Origin of the sequence: Octadecabacter sp. R77987 (assembly GCF_042466115.1) — a bacterium.
In the GTDB taxonomy this organism is placed as follows: domain Bacteria; phylum Pseudomonadota; class Alphaproteobacteria; order Rhodobacterales; family Rhodobacteraceae; genus SW4.
The window spans coordinates 3,120,717-3,138,804 of sequence record NZ_JAXHBQ010000001.1 but is presented as its reverse complement, the minus strand read 5'-3'; the positions used below and the strand labels follow the sequence as shown (position 1 = coordinate 3,138,804).

The 18,088-nt window shown below is 60.0% G+C and carries 16 protein-coding genes; 6 read left to right on the top strand and 10 right to left on the bottom strand.

The window, feature by feature from the left end:
• Positions 1–4: 4 nt before the first annotated feature.
• From SJY21_RS15915 to SJY21_RS15890, 6 genes are all read right to left on the bottom strand, one after another.
• The gene (locus SJY21_RS15915) at positions 5–1,789 is read right to left on the bottom strand and encodes a peptidoglycan D,D-transpeptidase FtsI family protein (protein WP_377512941.1); all 1,785 of its coding nucleotides are present in this window, start codon (positions 1,787–1,789) and stop codon (positions 5–7) included.
• The gene (locus SJY21_RS15910; RefSeq protein WP_377512939.1) at positions 1,786–2,151 is read right to left on the bottom strand and encodes a cell division protein FtsL; all 366 of its coding nucleotides are present in this window, start codon (positions 2,149–2,151) and stop codon (positions 1,786–1,788) included. The genes SJY21_RS15915 and SJY21_RS15910 overlap by 4 nt, the downstream gene beginning before the upstream one ends.
• Complete coding sequence (rsmH, locus tag SJY21_RS15905; RefSeq protein ID WP_377513270.1) at positions 2,151–3,134, bottom strand: 16S rRNA (cytosine(1402)-N(4))-methyltransferase RsmH; 984 nt, start codon at positions 3,132–3,134, stop codon at positions 2,151–2,153. The genes SJY21_RS15910 and rsmH overlap by 1 nt, the downstream gene beginning before the upstream one ends.
• Positions 3,134–3,583, bottom strand: coding sequence for a division/cell wall cluster transcriptional repressor MraZ (locus tag SJY21_RS15900; protein ID WP_377512937.1), 450 nt, complete (start codon positions 3,581–3,583; stop codon positions 3,134–3,136). Before SJY21_RS15900 ends, rsmH begins: the two co-directional genes overlap by 1 nt.
• A 663-nt stretch (positions 3,584–4,246) precedes the next feature.
• Positions 4,247–4,726 (bottom strand): GNAT family N-acetyltransferase, encoded by a 480-nt coding sequence (locus SJY21_RS15895; RefSeq protein WP_377512935.1) that lies wholly within the window; start codon positions 4,724–4,726, stop codon positions 4,247–4,249.
• 15 nt (positions 4,727–4,741) lie between these two features.
• Positions 4,742–5,815 (bottom strand): P-loop NTPase, encoded by a 1,074-nt coding sequence (locus SJY21_RS15890; RefSeq protein ID WP_377512933.1) that lies wholly within the window; start codon positions 5,813–5,815, stop codon positions 4,742–4,744.
• A 288-nt stretch (positions 5,816–6,103) separates the two neighbouring features.
• On the opposite strand from SJY21_RS15890, the gene SJY21_RS15885 reads away from it, so the two are divergent.
• Positions 6,104–6,316, top strand: coding sequence for a DUF1127 domain-containing protein (locus tag SJY21_RS15885; protein ID WP_377512931.1), 213 nt, complete (start codon positions 6,104–6,106; stop codon positions 6,314–6,316).
• 398 nt (positions 6,317–6,714) lie between these two features.
• Here SJY21_RS15885 and SJY21_RS15880 read toward each other — a convergent pair whose 3' ends face one another.
• On the bottom strand, positions 6,715–7,167 hold the full coding sequence (locus tag SJY21_RS15880) for an Lrp/AsnC family transcriptional regulator (RefSeq protein WP_377512929.1): 453 nt from the start codon (positions 7,165–7,167) through the stop codon (positions 6,715–6,717).
• 72 nt (positions 7,168–7,239) lie between these two features.
• Between SJY21_RS15880 and SJY21_RS15875 the strand changes: the two genes are divergently transcribed.
• Positions 7,240–7,833 carry a LysE family translocator gene (locus SJY21_RS15875; protein ID WP_377512927.1) on the top strand — a complete coding sequence of 198 codons (594 nt, stop codon included), beginning with the start codon at positions 7,240–7,242 and terminating at the stop codon, positions 7,831–7,833.
• 38 nt (positions 7,834–7,871) lie between these two features.
• On the opposite strand, the gene SJY21_RS15870 is transcribed toward SJY21_RS15875, so the two are convergent.
• Entirely contained in the window at positions 7,872–9,074 is a 1,203-nt protein-coding gene (locus tag SJY21_RS15870) for a GSCFA domain-containing protein (RefSeq protein ID WP_377512925.1), read from the bottom strand.
• A gap of 187 nt (positions 9,075–9,261) precedes the next feature.
• On the opposite strand from SJY21_RS15870, the gene SJY21_RS15865 reads away from it, so the two are divergent.
• Positions 9,262–9,648, top strand: a complete 387-nt coding sequence (locus tag SJY21_RS15865; protein ID WP_377512923.1) for a hypothetical protein — start codon at positions 9,262–9,264, stop codon at positions 9,646–9,648.
• Here the strand turns inward: SJY21_RS15865 and SJY21_RS15860 are convergent.
• Both SJY21_RS15860 and SJY21_RS15855 read right to left on the bottom strand, forming a co-directional pair.
• Positions 9,634–10,032: a DUF6157 family protein gene (locus tag SJY21_RS15860; RefSeq protein WP_377512921.1), complete on the bottom strand. Its 399-nt coding sequence runs from the start codon at positions 10,030–10,032 to the stop codon at positions 9,634–9,636. The two genes, SJY21_RS15865 and SJY21_RS15860, sit on opposite strands and share 15 nt — an antisense overlap.
• Before the next feature lie 8 nt (positions 10,033–10,040).
• The gene (locus tag SJY21_RS15855; protein WP_377512919.1) at positions 10,041–12,605 is read right to left on the bottom strand and encodes an ATP-dependent helicase; all 2,565 of its coding nucleotides are present in this window, start codon (positions 12,603–12,605) and stop codon (positions 10,041–10,043) included.
• 96 nt (positions 12,606–12,701) lie between these two features.
• On the opposite strand from SJY21_RS15855, the gene SJY21_RS15850 reads away from it, so the two are divergent.
• The 3 genes from SJY21_RS15850 (at position 12,702) to SJY21_RS15840 (ending at position 18,087) form a co-directional block, all read left to right on the top strand.
• A complete protein-coding gene (locus SJY21_RS15850) occupies positions 12,702–13,409 on the top strand; it encodes a divalent cation transporter (RefSeq protein WP_377512917.1) in 708 nt (235 codons plus the stop codon).
• Positions 13,402–14,556 carry an alpha-hydroxy acid oxidase gene (locus SJY21_RS15845; RefSeq protein WP_377512915.1) on the top strand — a complete coding sequence of 385 codons (1,155 nt, stop codon included), beginning with the start codon at positions 13,402–13,404 and terminating at the stop codon, positions 14,554–14,556. The genes SJY21_RS15850 and SJY21_RS15845 overlap by 8 nt, the downstream gene beginning before the upstream one ends.
• Positions 14,557–14,643: 87 nt before the next feature.
• Positions 14,644–18,087, top strand: coding sequence for a pyruvate carboxylase (locus tag SJY21_RS15840; protein ID WP_377512913.1), 3,444 nt, complete (start codon positions 14,644–14,646; stop codon positions 18,085–18,087).
• Position 18,088 lies beyond the last annotated feature (1 nt).

Sequence of the window (18,088 nt, the reverse complement as noted above, 5' to 3'; positions counted from 1 at the left end):
CACCCTAGTTTGCGGTGAGTGTTACACCCACAGGCGAGGCGGTTTCAACGTCTGGTCGCATCCCCAGCAAAGGTGCCACGCGGCGGATCATTTCGGCGGCCACGGGAACGGCCGTCCAACCGGCCGTGCGGCGGGCCTCGCCCAGCGCGTCAATTGTGGGTTCATCCAGCGTCACGATCAACACGTATTGCGGATTGTCAGCCGGAAAGACGGATGCAAATGTCGCAATGACCTTGTCGTCGTAATAGCCGCCCCCACGCTCGCGCGGTTTGTCGGCGGTGCCGGTTTTGCCACCCACCTGATAGCCCGCGACGTCGCCGAATGATGCGGTGCCATCCGTCACAACTGCGCGCAGCATATCCACGGCGGTGCGCGACACGCTTTCGCTTAGGATGCGCGGGCCAACGACGGGTCGGTCCTGACGCACCAGAGTCGGGCGCACGAACGTTCCACCGTTGACGACGCTGGAATAGGCCGCAGCCAGATGCAGAGGCGATGTGGACAGCCCGTGGCCATAGGAAATTGTCATCGTCGACAGTTCCGACCAATTGGGCGGGGTTAGGGGCGCGCCGCTGGGCGCTTCGGACAATTCAACGGGGGTGGCCGCCAAAAGGCCAAGACTGCGCAAAAAGTCCTGTTGGCGCTGGCTGCCGATCATCATGGCGATACGCGCGGTGCCGATGTTTGACGATTGCACGATTACCTCGGTGGCGGACAGTTGCGCGCCATAGTCGTGGAAGTCGCGGATGCGGAATCGGCCCCATTGTAGCGGGCCGCGCGTGTCGATCATCGTGTTGGGATTGATCAGGCCAAGATCAATCGCCTGAGCGACCGCGAAAATCTTGAAGGTTGATCCCAGTTCATACACGCCCTGCACGGCACGGTTGAACAGCGGGCTGTCGGACTGATCACCCTCCAGCAAGACCTGCGGGCGGTCATTGGGATCAAAATCGGGCAGCGACACCATGGAAATCACTTCGCCTGTGTGGATATCCATCAGGACCGAGGCCGCGCCCTTGGCGCTCATCAGCATCATGCCACCTTGCAAGACGCGCTCGCTTGCGGCTTGCACCGTCAGGTCAATCGACAGTTCCAGCGGGCGGCCTTCGTTGGCAGGGTCGCGCAGGAAATCATCAAACGCGCGTTCCACGCCGGCGACACCTATCACTTCGGCAGAATGCACGCCTTCGCGGCCATAAGATGCGCCGCCAAGGATATGCGCGGCAACGGACCCGTTGGGATAGAGACGCATTTCGCGTGGGCCAAACAGCAATCCGGGATCGCCGATATCATGCACGGCCTGCATCTGTTCGGGACTGATCTGGCGGCGAATCCACAAGAAGCGCCGCTCGCCGGTGAAATCCTTCAACAGGTCTTCGGCGTCCAGTTCAGGAAAAATCGCGGCCAGTTCCGTGGCGGCGCGCTGCGGGTCGACCATGTCGGGAATTTGCGCATAAAGCGAATGGGTTTCCAGATTGGTCGCCAGAATGCGGCCATTTCTGTCAACTATATCAGCGCGTTGGCCAATTATCGGGTTGCCCGTTGCGGCAGTGCGGGGTTCTTCGGGCACGGATGACGCAAGCGCCCCCATGCGCAGACCGACCACCAGAAAAGCGCAGAAAAACATCACCCCCAGCACCAACAGGCGCCCTTCGGCGCGGGTGCGGGCACGGTCGCGCATGGCCTCGTGACGCAGGCGCAGGTTTTCGGCCTCGATCGCGTCGGGGTTTTCCCCGTCCGCGCGGGCCTTGAGGATACGGGCAAGCGGGCGCAGTGGTGTGCGGATCATTCGATATCCCCCTCTTCTAATTCGGGGGCATTGTCGCTGCTGACTTCGATCGGGTCGATGATCGGCCCCAGCGGCAGGGCCGGATATTCGATCTGTTCGATCCGCCCGAAGGCATCGGGCATCAAGGGCAACAGGCCCAGCCGGTCAAAGTTGAGTTCGGCTAGATCTAGCAGGCGGTCGGGGCGGTTCAGATAGGCCCATTCCGCGCGCAAGACGTTCAACCGCTCGTGTGCGGCGCCGATACTGCTGTGCAAGCCGCGCACTTCGCGCAGGGATTGTTGGGTGCGGTAGTTTTCCTGATAGGCCCAAAACGCAAGGCCCATCACACCCAAAATCGAAAACACGAAAAGAAAACCGCGCATCAGCTTTCCCCTTTCAACAGTGGCATACCCAGATCTGACCGATCAACCACACCTGCGGGCGCATCGGTGCGCCGCGCCACACGCAGCTTGGCCGAGCGCGACCGCGGATTTTCGTCCAGTTCCTGATCATCCGGCCCGATGGCCTTGCGGTTGATGATGTCAAAGGCCGGTTTGTCGCGTTCAACGACGGGGGCGTAACGATTGGCGTTACCACCCCCGCCTGAACGGGCCTGAAGAAACCGTTTCACCATGCGGTCCTCGACGCTGTGAAAGGTCACGACGGCCAAAAGACCACCCGCACGCAACGCGCGCTCGGCGGCCATCAAACCCTGGGCCAACTCGCCATACTCGTCATTCACGGCGATCCGCAGCGCCTGAAAGCTGCGGGTCGCGGGGTGGCTTTGGCCCTTTTTGGCGCGGGGCAAGCAGCCCTCGACCAATCGGGCCAGTTTGCCGGTTGTTGTAATCGGGGCTTCGTTGCGGGCGCGCACAAAGGCGGCGGCAATGCGGCGGCTTGCGCGCTCTTCGCCGTAACGGAACAGAATATCGGCAATGTCTTCTTCGGCGTAGGTATTGACGATATCGGCAGCACTTGGACCGTCTTGCGACATGCGCATGTCCAGCGGGCCGTCCTTCATGAAGGAAAAGCCGCGTTCCGCCAGATCAAGCTGCATGGAGCTGACCCCAAGGTCCAGCACCACGCCATCAAGATCGCTGCCATATTCATCAAGGCGCGAAAACGTGCCTTGCACCAGCTCCAAACGGTCGCCGTAATTACCGACCCAAGGGGCAGCCATTTCAAAGGTCAGCGGATCACGGTCCACCGCGATCACCTTTTCGGCGCCATTGTCCAGCAACGCACGGGTATAGCCGCCAGCACCGAACGTGCCGTCCAGCCAAACGCCTGACAGGGGTGAAACGGCCTTGATAATCGGGCGCAAAAGCACGGGGATGTGGGGGGTGACGGTGGCAGCCGACATCATCATTCTCCGTCCGGCCCGTCTATGAGGCTCAGCGGATCAAAGTCATCGGGCAATTCGGCCAGCCAGGCATCGGTTTCGGCGTTTTCAACTGCGTCGTAGGTGGCGGCGTTCCAGATTTCAAAATAGTCGCCCATGGCCACCATAACCGCCTCTCCGTCCAGCCCGATCTGTTCGCGCAGACGCTGTGGCAAGACGACACGGCCGTCTTTATCAACTTCGGTGTCCCAAGATTTGCCAAGGATCATCCGGCTGGCGCGCTTGCGCTCGGCACTGCCGCGGGGCAGCTTGCGAATACCGGCCTCGATCTCGGCCATGGCATCAATCGTATAAGCGTGCAGGCAGTTTTTCAGGTGTGCACCATGCAAAACGACCATGCGGGGATTGGGGGTTTCGGGGCAGCGCGGATCACCATCCGTGAGCACAGCACGAAAATCGGCAGGGATCGACATACGTCCCTTTCCGTCAACCTTCTGGTTGAATTCGCCTCTGAAACTCAGAACCACTGTCCCGCGGCCTCTCTACTTTCCCCCAAAACCTGTGTTTGAAAAGGAAACGGCGGATTGATCTGCTGCCACTGATCAATCCGCCGCCCTCGTCCCGTTACCGGGATGTCCAGCTGCGCGCGCCACCTGGGGGGATGTCTGCTCGCTCGCGCGCCGGATCTCTTTGTTCGGTGTATGGGTGCCTGTATGAAACCTGACCTTCCGGTCGGTGGGGTCGTTTGGTGCCCCGTATTTGTCTGCCCGTCTACCGTGAGAAGTTTGTGCCATGGGAAAGCATGGGACGCAAAGGTTTTTTTGGGAAACTATGGTCCATATGTTGTTTTTGGGCACCCTTGAACACAACAACTAGTCGGCGAAAACCAGCCCAATGCACGAATTGTGGCGGTCGAGAACAGTGCAGCATACAATATGTGGTGTTTTCGACCCTCACCCAAAAAGTTCCAGATTTTCCCAACATTTTTCCAACATAAGGCGTGCATTACCCGCCCTGAACCAAGAATAACAGGTCATGACACAAGATTTTTGTGCAAAGTCAGGTTGGAATCGCAGAATCAAGACCCGTGATTCGGCGCCTGCCGCACCAGACCCACGCTTTCCCACATCCAAAGGCTAAAGCTGTTTCCACATGATATGCCCGTCCACCACCCCCTGCGTGGGGTGATCGAATGCGCGCGGCAATGTGCCGACGATGTCAAAGCCAAGCCGTTGCCACAGTCGCAGCGCGCCGCTGTTGGACGCCAGCACCAGATTGAACTGCATCGCCGTAAACCCCAGCGCGCGGGCGGCGGTTTGGGAATGGACACACATCTGCGTGGCAACGCCGCGCCCCTGCGCCGCCGCCGCCGTGACATAACCGCAGTTGCACACATGGCGCGCGCGCCCCGCGTGATTGCGTTTGATATAGTAAGTCCCCAACAGGGCCCCGTCTTCACACACATATGTCTGCGCTGGCGCGTCCATCCACAGGGCGCGGGCTGCATCCTGTGCTATGTCTTGATCAATGGCGTAAGTGTCACCGGCGCGAAACACAGGCTTCAGCAGCGCCCAGATCGCGGGCCAGTCATCAGGGGTTGCAGGGCGGATGATCATCGCAGCATCTGGCCTTTACCCCATGCCCCCGTCAACCAGACGCTTGGCAAGCGTGGCATATGCCTGCGCCATCGCGCTGTCGCCTGCGGCGATCGGCGTGCCCGCATCGCCTGCCAGGCGCGTGTCCAGATCAATCGGCAATGATCCAAGGAACGGCACGCCAATCGCCTCGGCCTCGCGCGCGACGCCGCCATGGCCGAATAGATGCGCCTCGTGCCCGCAATTGGGACATATATATGTGGACATGTTTTCGATCAGACCCAGGACGGGGGTTTTCAGCGTATTGAACATGTCCAGCGCCTTGCGCGCATCCAGCAGCGCCACATCCTGCGGCGTGGACACGACAATCGCGCCGGACAGGTGGGTTTTCTGACACAGGGTCAGTTGCACATCACCGGTTCCGGGCGGCAAATCGACCAGCAGCACGTCCAATTCGCCCCATTCAACCTGCGTCAGCATCTGTTGCAGCGCGCCCATCAGCATCGGCCCGCGCCAGACGACGGCCTTGGCCGGATCAACCATCAGACCGATCGACATCATCGTCACGCCATGCGCGTGAAGGGGGATGATCGTCTTGCCATCCGGTGATGCGGGGCGTTTGTTGACCCCCATCATGCGCGGCTGGGACGGCCCGTAGATATCAGCATCAAGCAGGCCAACGCGCCGCCCCTGTCGTGCCAAGGCAACGGCAAGGTTGGACGACACCGTGGATTTGCCCACGCCGCCCTTGCCCGATCCGATCGCGATGATCCGGTCCACCCCGGCAACCCGTTCGGGGCCGTCCTGCGGTTTCGGGTGGCCGCCGATTTTCAGGCTTGGCGGGGCGGCCGGTTTGGCGGCAGGGCCATGGGCCGTCAGGATCACCGACACGGTTTCAACGCCGTCCAGTGCGGCCACGGCCGTTTCGGCGGCGGCGCGCACAGGTTCCATGCGCTGCGCGTCTTCGGGTGTCGGGGCTTCGATCACGAATTGCACGGCCGAACCGTCGACCGTCAGCGCGCGCAGCATGTCGCGCGACACCAGATCGCCACCATCGGGCAATGTGATCCGCGCCAGCGCCATGTGGATATCCTTGGGGGTAACAGCCATGTGCGGCCTCCAGAGTTTTTGAATTGCCTAAACTTGCGCCACCATGTGCCAAGCGCAAGGCAAAGTGCAAGGCGACCCTAGGTCATTGCTGAAAAATTAACCAACACGCTGATTTCACAAAACTTTTACTATGCATTTGCTGCATGGCAGCATTGACTAAACGGCGTGTTGTGCAGGTGCAGCATTAGCCTATGTTTGTTCACGAGAGCGCTAACATCGCTTGGAGCGGGAAACGCCCGCACAACCAACCGCTGCCGAGCAGCAGCATGAAAGAAGAGAGATAACACTATGGCACACGCTTCCGATATCCGCGTCGCCGGTTTTGACTTTAGCCGCTTCGCAAACCTGCGCGAAACACTGGCAACCCGCTTCGCCAACTACCGCACTTACCGCGCGACACTGAACGAATTGTCCGACCTGAGCGACCGCGAACTGGCCGATCTGGGCTTGGCCCGCGCAAACATCAAGTCGGTCGCCTATCAGGCCGCTTACGGCAACTAATTCAAGGTTTTAAGCGCGCCCACCTCCTCCCTTTAGGGTGCGCTTGATCGTGGTGGTTTGGTCCTCCTCCTCCCTGACCGGCCATCAACACTGACGCGGCGACATCACCTCCTCCCGATGTCGCCGCATCACCAAAACATCGGTGCTTTCTCCTCCCAGAGCAGCCCGAAAGACGGAAATGCGCTGATCCACCTCCTCCCGGAAAGGCGCGTTTGATGATCTGGTCTTCCTCCTCCCTGACCGGGTCGTCACACCTGAAGCGGCGGCATCACCTCCTCCCGATGTCGCCGCATCACCCAAATACGTGACAGGTCGTTCGACCTCCTCCCTGAACGATCCGACGCAACGAATGGCGATGCCCACCTCCTCCCGGGCGTCGCCATTTTTTTATGGCGGGGTCAGGACCGGTCGTCCTTGGTGGTGCCCATCACCATAAAGCTGGTAATCGAGCGCACCTGCGCAACCGTCCCAAGGTGATCGGAGTGAAAAGTCTTGTAAGCGGCAAGATCGGTTGTTTCGACGCGCAGCAAGTATTCAAACGCACCGGCAATATTGTGGCATTCGGTGACTTCGGGGGCGCGGTCCATCGCCTTTTCAAACCCCGTTTGCGCGGCCTTTGAGTGCTCCGCCAGGCCCACGGCCACATAGGTGACAAAACCGCGCCCCACCTTGGCCGGATCAAGACGCGCGCGATACCCGCGGATCACCCCGCGTTTTTCAAGATCCTGAACGCGGCGCAGACAGGCCGATGGCGAAAGGCCAACCCTGTCCGCCAGATCCAGGTTGCTGATCCGCCCATTTCGGGAAAGCTCGCGCAATATCTTGTCGTTTATTTGGTCAATATCATTCATGGATTGCAGGATAATCACGAATGGTCGCAACTTTGCAATTACATTGCGCCCGTCCCACCATAAAGTTGCGCAATGACATTTGACCTTCTTTCAGCGCTGATCGTCTTTGCGATGGTCAGTTCGATTACGCCCGGCCCCAACAACCTGATGCTGATGGCATCGGGGGCAAATTTCGGGGTGCGCCGGACGATTCCGCATATGTTGGGCATCTCGCTCGGCCACGGCTTCATGGGGTTCTTGCTGGGGATCGGGCTGATTGCGGTATTCAACGCCTATCCGGTGATCAAACAGGCGATGCTGGTGATCTGTTCGCTTTATCTGGCCTATCTGGCGTGGAAAATCGCCAATGCCGCAGCCCCCAAGGATGCGCAGGCCAAGGGCAAACCCCTGACATTTCTACAGGCGGCGGCGTTTCAGTGGGTCAACCCCAAGGCCGTTTACATGGCGATCACGGCGCAGACCTATTACGCACCCGTCGGGTCGGGCTGGTGGGGCGCATTGATCGTTGCGGTGGTGTTTTCGCTGGTCAACCTGCCCTCGGTATCCGTCTGGGCATGGGGCGGGACGCAGGTGCGCCGCTGGCTGGCCACCCCGTCACGCTTGCGTGCCTTCAACTGGACCATGGCGGCGGCGCTGATCGCCACCCTGATCCCGATCTGGATTTAGGAAACGGCGCACCGGGGCACGCCGTTTTTCAATTGTGTTTACGTGGCCTTGCCCGCCTTTTGCGCGTCAAATTCGTCAGCCAGCGCCAACAGAAGCGCGCGCGATGCCTCTGGTTCGTCCACATCATCAAAGATCGACTTGGTCGTGATATCGCGGAGCCGCTCGCTCATCCGTTTGTCAACGAATTTCAAGACGCGTTTGGGCAGGAAACCGGCGGCCACGCGGGCGCGCACCCAGGCTTCAAGCAGGGACGGAATATCGCCGTCTTCGGGCTTGCACCAGGTGTGTTCAAACTGGGTCATGATGAAATCAAGGATCTGCGGGTCGATGTGGCGCCTGTCTTCCTTGAAGGGGGCGCGGAACACATCCATGATCAATTCAAAACTGGGCCAGTAGAACAGGTGCCCGTCGTCCCTGTATTCGCGCATCACCTCGTCGATCGCGACGCGCAGCACGGATTTGGAAACCGAATTGGCCGTAATGCAGCTGGTGTCGCGGAAAGTGGCGATCAGCGGGATCGGTGACAGGGTCATGATCACCTTGGCATCGGGGCGGTGCTTGCGGATCAACTGATAGATCGCAGCGATATTGTCGCGGTTTTCTTCGACGGTCGAGACGCGGAAAAGGTGGCGTTCGGGGTCAAACGCCTCTTTCGGGACGGTGCGCCAGAACACATTGTCGGTCTGCGCATCATACCAGATTTCCGACAGGCCAAACGTGAGAACAAACACATCCGTGTCGTCAAACAGCGCCTTGGTTTGCAGGCGCACGTCTTCGTCGTAGCCGTAAACTTCCTTGTCGTAGCCATGCCACAGATCTTCATCAAAGGAGCGATTTTCCCAAGCCCATTCAAACTGTTGGCGGATCACGAAGGAATTGACCATGCCTTCGCCGATGCGCACCACATAGGCGTCCTGGGCGTTGGGGTCTTCGGCGCTGACGCGATAATTGCGCTTGCCCAGCCATTTGGAAATATTGGCAGCAAAGCAGGACCCGAACGCCGTAATCTTGGTATTCCCGTCAATCGCGGGGGTTTCGGGCGCCCAGCCATCAATGACCTGATCGGCGGCGGCCGTGTGTGCGACCATCTTGGCGCTGTCGGGATTGCGTTTGGGGCGCGGCCCACGGAACCAAGGGGAATGACGCGCCTTCGCATCGCCATCCTTGTCGTGATAGACGGCCTTCATCCGGTTGAACTGCTGCAGCTCCATCTGGCTTTTGGGCGTAACGGGTTTGGTCATCTTGGTTTGCCTCGGTTTTTTGGTCATTGTGCACCCGTGTCCCTTACAAATCCATGAAGGGGATTCTGGGTGATTGTTTCCATATTGTAAATAATACGGCGAATTTGGCAGAAATGGGGCACTTGGCGAAAAAGTTGCGCCCTGCGCGGAACTTCGGCAATTTGGTGCAAAAGCAAAGGGTGTGACGATGGGTGGGATCGCTAATTTCTGGCTGTTTGGCGCAGGCATTGCCGCTGGCATCACCGCGCTGATCCACATCATCGCCGGAGGGCGCGAAATTGCCGCCCCCTTACTGGCTTCGCGCGATATGCATTCCGTTGCGAAATACACCAATTATTATTGCTGGCACCTTGTGTCGATCACACTGATCGCCATGTGCGCGGGGCTAATCTGGCCCGCATATGACCCGACCCAATCAGGGCTGGCCGTGATGTGGGTCGTGATCGCAACGTTGTTTTGCCTGTGGAGCCTGCTGCTGGTCACGTGGAAAAAACAGTCGTTCCTGCTGATGCCGCAATGGTCCCTTTTTGCAGCCATCGCGGGCTTGGGGCTGACAGGCCTATTTGCGGGTTGAACGCATGCCTTTGACCTTGGTCACCGTCGGATCATCCAGAAACGGCTGATACACAGGGCTATCAGGGGCAACGAGCGCGACACGCCCCTGCCCGTCATGGTGCACAGCCCAGCCATATGTTTTCACCAAGGCCGAAGCGCGCAGACAGGGCTGGCCTTTGCTAAAAAGCTCGGCGTGCAGGGCTTCGTGTTCATCCTTGGGGATGTCGCGCCGCATGGCTGTAACCGCGACCAGCAGATCATCGCTGGTCAAGGCATATGGCGCATCATTCAGCATCTGGAACTGAAGCGCAGCAACGGTTCCCGCCTTGTCCGGCACACGCCCCTTCGCGGTGCAATCTTCTGACGGTTCGATAAAGGTGTTTTGGTAGTTGGTGGTGTGCATGCGCCCCCCTAGAACGGCACATCATCTGCCTTGTCGGCCGCAACGATAAATCGCGCGACGACCTTTTTGGTGCCAGCGCGGTCAAATTCGATTTCAAGCTTGTCGGTGTCAATCGCCATGATTTCGCCGTAGCCGAATTTCTGGTGGAACACGCGGTCGCCGACCGTAAATGAAGCCACCGCGTCCAGATCAATCGTGACGCCGCGCGGCGCGGGTTGGCTGCGGTTCTGGCCGCGTTCCTGCAGGCGTTTCCAGCCGGGTGAATTATAGACATTCGCGCTCGCGGCGCGGTCATGCAGGTGCGATTGCACAGGCGCTGCGGCCCCGTATCCGCCGCCATAAAGGCCCGGCGGAGTCAGGACATCAACGTGTTCTTCGGGCAATTCATCAATGAAACGGCTAGGCAGCGCGGATTGCCACTGACCATAGACGCGGCGGTTGGCGGCGAATGAAATGGTGCAGATTTCTTCGGCCCGCGTAATACCCACATAGGCAAGGCGGCGTTCCTCCTCCAGCCCTTTCAGCCCGCTTTCATCCATGCTGCGTTGGCTGGGAAACAGCCCGTCTTCCCACCCCGGCAGGAACACGGCAGGGAATTCCAGACCCTTGGCGGCGTGCAGCGTCATGATGCTGACTTTCTCGCCTTGTTCTTCGGTTTCGTTGTCCATGATCAGGCTGACGTGTTCGAGGAATCCTTGCAGATTTTCGAAGTTTTCCAAGGCTTTGACCAGTTCCTTGAGGTTCTCGAGCCGCCCCGGTGCTTCGGGTGTTTTGTCGGCTTGCCAAAAGCCGGTGTAGCCGGATTCGTCCAAAATCATCTCGGCCAGTTCGACGTGGGTGTCGGCCTCATCGCGCACTTGACGGTGCCAGCGATCCAACCCCTGCACCAGTTCGCCCAGCGCCGCGCCGCCTTTGCCTTTGATCAGCCCGCCTTCGACGCAAATGCGCGCGCCATCAACAAGGTTCACGCCATTCGCGCGCGCGGTCACCTGGATCGTCTGCACGGCCTTGTCACCCAAGCCCCGTTTGGGGGTGTTGACGATACGTTCAAAGGCCAGATCATCGTCCTGTGACACGGCCAGCCGGAAATAGGCCATCGCATCGCGAATTTCGAGCCGTTCGTAAAACCGTGGGCCGCCGATCACGCGATAGGGCAGTCCGATTGTCAGGAACCGGTCCTCGAAGGCGCGCATCTGGTGGCTAGCACGCACGAGGATAGCAATTTCATCCAAGCCAAACTTCTGAAAAGCAGGTTCGAGCGAAAGCCCTTCTTCGCGCCGGCTGGCCAATTCCCAAAGCAGGTCTCTTCGTTCTTCACTTGCAAGGACGCTCGCGTTTTCATTCAGGCGATCAATTAACTGACTAACGCTGTTAAGACCTCGGAAAACATCCTGATCACCAAGGCGTTCAACTTCCTCCTTTATTTGCTCTGTTCGCGGGTTTTCTCTTTCCTTTGCAAAACGCGAGCTACCGCTTTGAAGTCCTTCAATTTCGTCTCCTACCGAGCGCGCTTCTTCTTCTCCGTCCCAATAGCCAATTAAATTGACCGGAAATCCCTTCTTGGCTGCTGTCCACAACGTCTTGCCAAGGCGGCCCTTGTTGGCAGCAATCACCCCGCCAGCCGCACCAAGGATATGCCCCGTGGAGCGGTAGTTCTGCTCCAGCCGGACCACATGCGCGCCGGGAAAATCCTTTTCAAACCGCAGGATATTGCCCACTTCGGCCCCGCGCCAGCCATAGATCGACTGGTCGTCATCCCCCACGCAACAGATGTTCTTGTGCCCACCCGCCAGAAGGCGCAGCCACAGATATTGGGCCACGTTGGTATCCTGATATTCGTCCACAAGGATGTATTTGAACCAGCGTTGATACTGTTGCAGCACATCCTCGCGGGTCTGGAAAATCGTCACCACATGCAGCAGCAGGTCGCCGAAATCGCAGGCGTTAAGGGTTTTCAGACGGGCCTGATAGGCCGCATAAATCTGCACACCTTTGCCGTCATAGGCACTGCTTTCGGCGACGGCCACCTTGTCGGGCGTCCATGCCTTGTTTTTCCAACTGTCGATGATCCCCGCCAGCATCCGCGCGGGCCAGCGTTTGTCGTCGATGTTTTCCGCCCGCACCAACTGTTTCAGCAAGCGCAGCTGGTCGTCGCTGTCCAGAATGGTGAAATTGCTTTTCAACCCGACCAGTTCCGCGTGGCGGCGCAGCAGTTTGGCGCAGATCGAGTGGAAGGTGCCCAGCCAAGGCATGCCCTCCACGGCCTCGCCCAGCAGGGCGCCGACGCGGTTTTTCATCTCGCGCGCGGCCTTGTTGGTGAATGTCACCGCAAGGATTTCGTTGGGCCGCGCGGTGGCGGTCGTCAGCAGATGCGCGATCCGGCATGTCAGCGCTTTGGTCTTGCCGGTGCCAGCCCCTGCCAGCATCAGAACGGGGCCGTTTAATGTCTGCACGGCCTCGCTTTGGGCGGGGTTCAACCCGTCCAGATAGGGGGCCGCCGGTCGGGCCATTGCCCGTTGTGACAGGGGAATTGCGGCGGCCTCAAAGGCGTCATCATCGGAAAAACTGCTCATGTCGGGCAATCTAGCGCAAGGGCGCGCGCAAGAAAAGCCAATGTTCGCCCTCTGTTCACACCTTGCGCAAAGCGGCGCAATGGCTAGCCTGCTGCCATGATTCAACTGTTGATCCTATCGGCCATTGCAGGCGGGATGATCCCGCTGGGCGCGGTCTTGGCGCGGATGGAAAACCTGCGTCCGGCGTGGCTTGAGGACGAATTTCGCCACACGGTCATAGCCTTTGGCGCGGGCGCGTTGTTGGCAGCAGTCGCCTTTGTGCTGATCCCTGACGGCGCAGCGGCGGTGCCTGCGTGGAGCGCGCCGCTGATCTTGCTGGCGGGCGGCGGCGTGATGGCGCTGGTTGATCGGATCATCACCAGATCGGGCGGGCAAGCGGGGCAGTTCATCGCCATGCTGGCCGATTTTCTGCCCGAAGTGATCGCGCTGGGTGCGCTTTACACGGCGGGCGGGGGCGGATCGGCGGTGCTGCTCGCGCTGTTGATCGCACTACAAAACCTGCCCGAGGGGTTCAACGCCTACCGCGAACGCATCGCCGCCGCACCTGACGCGGGCAAACGGGTGCTGATCACCTTTTGCGTCCTTGCTCTGATCGGTCCTGTGGGGGCGGTCTTGGGCTATACGATGCTGGCCCGTGACGGGATAACCTTGGGCGTGATGATGCTGTTCGCCGCGGGCGCAATTCTGTATCTGATGTTTCAGGACATCGCACCACAGGTGCGGCTGGAACGCGCCAACGGGCCGGCAATTGGCGCGGTTGCAGGCGTGGCGTTGGGGCTTGCGGGACATCTGATCCTTGGTTGATCTTTTTGGCAGATACCCCGCGATCAGCGATCTGAAGCGCGCCGCGCGCCGCCGGATTCCGCTTTTTGTGTGGGAATATCTGGACAGTGCAACCGGTGCGGAAACTGTGCCGCAGCGCAACCGTGCCGCACTGGACAATGTGCGCTTGCGCCCCTCGATCCTGCATGGCGAATTGACGCCCGACACCGCCACCACATTTCTGGGCCGCGAATATCCACTGCCGTTCGGTGTCGCACCTGTGGGCATGTCGGGGCTGATCTGGCCGGATGCCGAACGCCTTCTGGCGCGTGCGGCCACCGATGCGGGCCTGCCCTATGCCCTGTCGACCGTGGCGACACAGACACCCGAAACTGTCGGACCGCATGTGGATGGGCGTGGCTGGTTCCAGATCTACCCGCCGCGTGATCCCGATGTCCGCGCGGATATGCTGCACCGCGCCCGCAATAGCGGCTTTGACACGCTGGTGCTAACGGTCGATGTTCCTGCCCCGTCCCGGCGCGAACGCCAGACGCGTGGCGGGTTGGTGCAGCCGCCCCGCCTGACGCCGCGCCTGTTGGCGCAGGTTGCACGCTGTCCGGTTTGGGCGCTTGGGACCGCGCGTATGGGCATGCCACGGATGCGGTTGATTGACGGCTATGCGGGTGACTTGGCCAAATCCGGCACCCTGCCCTCGAACGCCCATGTGGGGTATTTGCTGCGCACCTCGCCCGATTGGGACTACCTGCGCACGCTGCGCGATGCATGGGATGGCAAGCTGATCGTCAAGGGCGTGCTGAACGCCGATGATGCGGCGCGGCTGGCGGACACGGGCGTTGATGCGCTGTGGGTCTCCAACCACGCGGGGCGGCAATTTGACGGCGCTCCCGCCACGATCACTGCCCTGCCCGCGATCCGCGCCGCGACCAGCCTGCCGCTGATCATGGACAGCGGGATCGCGGGTGGCCTGGACATCATGCGCGCGCTGGCGATGGGCGCGGATTTCGTGATGCTGGGGCGGGCGTGGCATTATGCCTTGGGGGCTTTGGGTGCTGATGGCCCCGCGCATCTGGTCGATCTCTTGCGCGCGGATATGGTCGCCAACATGCACCAAATTGGTGCTGCGGATTTGGCTGACTTGCCCGCGCGGGCCGTAGATACGGATTGTTAGCGGTAACAGTCCCTGCGAAGTTCCTGTTTACACGCGCCACAAAACCTTCATAAATGCTGCAACTGCACAATAAGCCGGGGGACTGCCGTGACCGACTTCCAGAAAATCCTGATTGCCAACCGTGGCGAGATTGCCATTCGCGTAATGCGCGCCGCCAACGAGATGGGCAAGAAAACGGTCGCCGTTTTCGCCGAGGAGGACAAACTGGGCCTGCACCGCTTCAAGTCGGACGAGGCCTATCGCATTGGTGAAGGGCTGGGGCCGGTCGCCGCCTATCTGTCGATTGACGAAATCATCCGCGTTGCGAAAATGTCAGGCGCGGACGCGATCCACCCCGGCTATGGTTTGCTGTCGGAAAACCCCGATTTCGTTGATGCCTGCACGGCCGCCGGGATCACCTTTATCGGCCCCAAGGCGAAAACCATGCGCCAGTTGGGTGACAAGGCCAGCGCGCGCCGTGTGGCGATCGAGGCCGGCGTGCCGGTGATCCCCGCGACCGAAGTGCTAGGCGACGACATGGCCGCGATCAAGAAAGAGGCGGCCGAAGTGGGCTATCCGCTGATGCTCAAGGCGTCATGGGGCGGTGGCGGACGGGGCATGCGCCCGATCATGTCCGAGGACGAGCTTGAAGAAAAAGTGCTGGAAGGGCGGCGCGAAGCCGAAGCCGCATTCGGCAACGGCGAGGGTTATCTGGAAAAGATGATCATGCGCGCCCGCCACGTGGAGGTGCAAATCCTTGGCGACAGCCACGGCGAGATTTACCACCTGTATGAACGCGATTGTTCGGTCCAGCGGCGCAACCAAAAGGTCGTCGAACGCGCACCCGCGCCCTACCTTAGCGAAACCCAGCGCGAGACGATCTGTAATCTGGGCAAGAAAATCTGCCAGCATGTGAATTACGAATGCGCTGGCACCGTCGAATTCCTGATGGATATGGACAGCGGTGAGTTTTATTTCATCGAAGTGAACCCCCGCGTGCAGGTGGAACATACCGTCACCGAGGAAGTGACAGGTATCGACATCGTGCGTGCGCAAATCCTGATCGCCGAAGGAAAATCCCTAATCGAGGCCACAGGCGCCGCATCGCAATATGACGTGAAACTGGACGGTCACGCACTGCAGTGTCGTGTGACGACCGAAGACCCCAGCAACAATTTCATCCCCGATTATGGCCGTATCCAGATGTATCGCAGTGCCACGGGCATGGGTATCCGCCTTGATGGTGGCACGGCCTATAGCGGCGCGGTGATCACGCGCTATTACGACAGCCTGCTGACCAAGGTGACCGCATGGGCACCCACACCCGAGGCGGCGATTGCCCGCATGGACCGCGCCCTGCGTGAATTCCGTATTCGCGGCGTCAGCACCAATATCGCCTTTGTGGAAAACCTGCTCAAACACCCGACGTTTCTGAATAACGAATACCACACCAAATTCATCGACGAGACGCCAGCGCTGTTCGATTTCAAGAAACGCCGCGACCGCGCGACGAAAATCCTGACCTATGTGGCGGATATTTCAGTGAACGGGCATCCTGAAACCGCAGGACGCACCCTGCCCCACGCAGACCTGAAATTGCCAAAAGCGCCCGTGCCTTACGTGGAAAACACCACCCCCGGCACACGGCAAATTCTGGACCAGTTCGGCCCCGAAGCTGTGGCCGACTGGATGCGGGAACAAAAGCAACTGCTGATCACCGATACGACCATGCGGGACGGGCATCAATCGCTGCTGGCCACGCGGATGCGCAGTATCGACATGATCCGCGTCGCCCCCACCTATGCCGCCAATATGCACCAGCTGTTCAGCGTGGAATGCTGGGGCGGCGCGACCTTTGATGTGGCCTACCGGTTCTTGCAGGAATGCCCGTGGCAGCGCCTGCGCGACATCCGCGAAAAGATGCCCAACATCATGACGCAGATGCTGCTGCGCGCCAGCAACGGTGTGGGCTACACCAACTATCCCGACAACGTCGTGCAGGAATTTGTGCGGCAGGCGGCGGCCAGCGGCGTGGATGTGTTCCGCGTGTTTGACAGCCTCAACTGGGTGGAAAACATGCGCGTGGCGATGGACGCGGTGGTTGACGCCAACAAGGTCTGCGAAGGCACGATCTGCTATACCGGCGATATGCTGGACCCGGACCGGTCCAAATATGACCTGAAATACTATGTCGGCATGGCCAAGGAGATGGAAAAGGCCGGCGCGCATGTGCTGGGCCTCAAGGATATGGCCGGATTGATGAAATCAGGCACGGCCACGGCGCTGATCACGGCGCTGAAAAACGAGGTCGGCCTGCCGATCCATTTCCACACCCATGACACCAGCGGCGCGGCAATTTCCACGGTGCTTGCCGCCTCGGCTGCGGGCGTGGATTGCGTCGATGCGGCGATGGACAGCTTTTCGGGCAACACATCGCAACCCACGCTTGGGTCAATCGTGGAATCCCTGAAATTCAGCGACCGTGACACCGGCCTTGATATCGGCGCGATCCGCGAGATTTCCAACTATTTCGAACAGGTGCGTGGCCATTACGCCGCGTTTGAGAGCGGCCTGCAGGCGCCTGCCTCCGAAGTTTACCTGCACGAAATGCCCGGCGGGCAGTTTACCAATCTCAAGGCGCAGGCGCGCAGTCTGGGGCTGGAAGAACGCTGGCACGAGGTCGCGCAGACCTATGCGGACGTGAACCGGATGTTCGGCGATATCGTCAAGGTCACGCCTTCGTCCAAAGTGGTCGGTGACATGGCCCTGATGATGGTGGCCCAAGGGTTGACCCGCGCGCAGGTCGAAGACCCCGCCGTTGATGTGGCCTTTCCCGATAGCGTCGTTGACATGATGCGCGGCAATCTGGGCCAGCCTCCCGGCGGGTTCCCTGCGGGAATCGTCAAAAAGGTGCTGAAAGGCGAAAAGCCAAATCTGGACCGGCCCGGCAAACACCTGCCCCCCGCCGATCTGGATGCCGCGCGCCGCGAACTGGCGGCAAAATTCCCCGAAACCAGTTTTGATGACGAGGACCTGAACGGATATCTGATGTATCCCAAGGTGTTCACCGATTACGCCGCGCGCCACGAAACCTATGGGCCCGTGCGCACCCTACCCACCCGGACGTTCTTTTACGGGATGGAAGCGGGCGAGGAAATCACCGCCGAGATTGACCCCGGCAAGACGCTGGAAATCCGCCTGCAAGCCATGTCGGAGACCAACGAGGATGGCGAGGTGAAAGTGTTCTTTGAACTGAACGGCCAGCCGCGCACGATCCGCGTGCCCAACCGTCTGGTCAAAGCCACAACCGCGCAGCGCCCCAAGGCCGAGGCCGGCAACGACAACCACATCGGCGCGCCGATGCCCGGTGTGGTGGCCAGCGTTGCGGCTGTGGTCGGCAAAGAGGTCAAGAAAGGCGACCTGCTGCTGACGATCGAGGCGATGAAAATGGAAACCGGCATCCACGCCGAACGCGACGCGGTGGTCAAGGCGGTGCATGTGAACGCGGGCGGGCAAATTGATGCCAAGGATTTGTTGGTCGAGTTGGAGTGAT

What these genes read in the sequence shown, in the direction of transcription:
- SJY21_RS15915 (WP_377512941.1), bottom strand. Translation starts at nt 1,789, where the DNA reads ATGATCCGCACACCACTGCGCCCGCTTGCCCGTATCCTCAAGGCCCGC.
- SJY21_RS15910 (WP_377512939.1), bottom strand. Translation starts at nt 2,151, where the DNA reads ATGCGCGGTTTTCTTTTCGTGTTTTCGATTTTGGGTGTGATGGGCCTT.
- rsmH (WP_377513270.1), bottom strand. Translation starts at nt 3,134, where the DNA reads ATGATGTCGGCTGCCACCGTCACCCCCCACATCCCCGTGCTTTTGCGC.
- SJY21_RS15900 (WP_377512937.1), bottom strand. Translation starts at nt 3,583, where the DNA reads ATGTCGATCCCTGCCGATTTTCGTGCTGTGCTCACGGATGGTGATCCG.
- SJY21_RS15895 (WP_377512935.1), bottom strand. Translation starts at nt 4,726, where the DNA reads ATGATCATCCGCCCTGCAACCCCTGATGACTGGCCCGCGATCTGGGCG.
- SJY21_RS15890 (WP_377512933.1), bottom strand. Translation starts at nt 5,815, where the DNA reads ATGGCTGTTACCCCCAAGGATATCCACATGGCGCTGGCGCGGATCACA.
- SJY21_RS15885 (WP_377512931.1), top strand. Translation starts at nt 6,104, where the DNA reads ATGGCACACGCTTCCGATATCCGCGTCGCCGGTTTTGACTTTAGCCGC.
- SJY21_RS15880 (WP_377512929.1), bottom strand. Translation starts at nt 7,167, where the DNA reads ATGAATGATATTGACCAAATAAACGACAAGATATTGCGCGAGCTTTCC.
- SJY21_RS15875 (WP_377512927.1), top strand. Translation starts at nt 7,240, where the DNA reads ATGACATTTGACCTTCTTTCAGCGCTGATCGTCTTTGCGATGGTCAGT.
- SJY21_RS15870 (WP_377512925.1), bottom strand. Translation starts at nt 9,074, where the DNA reads ATGACCAAACCCGTTACGCCCAAAAGCCAGATGGAGCTGCAGCAGTTC.
- SJY21_RS15865 (WP_377512923.1), top strand. Translation starts at nt 9,262, where the DNA reads ATGGGTGGGATCGCTAATTTCTGGCTGTTTGGCGCAGGCATTGCCGCT.
- SJY21_RS15860 (WP_377512921.1), bottom strand. Translation starts at nt 10,032, where the DNA reads ATGCACACCACCAACTACCAAAACACCTTTATCGAACCGTCAGAAGAT.
- SJY21_RS15855 (WP_377512919.1), bottom strand. Translation starts at nt 12,605, where the DNA reads ATGAGCAGTTTTTCCGATGATGACGCCTTTGAGGCCGCCGCAATTCCC.
- SJY21_RS15850 (WP_377512917.1), top strand. Translation starts at nt 12,702, where the DNA reads ATGATTCAACTGTTGATCCTATCGGCCATTGCAGGCGGGATGATCCCG.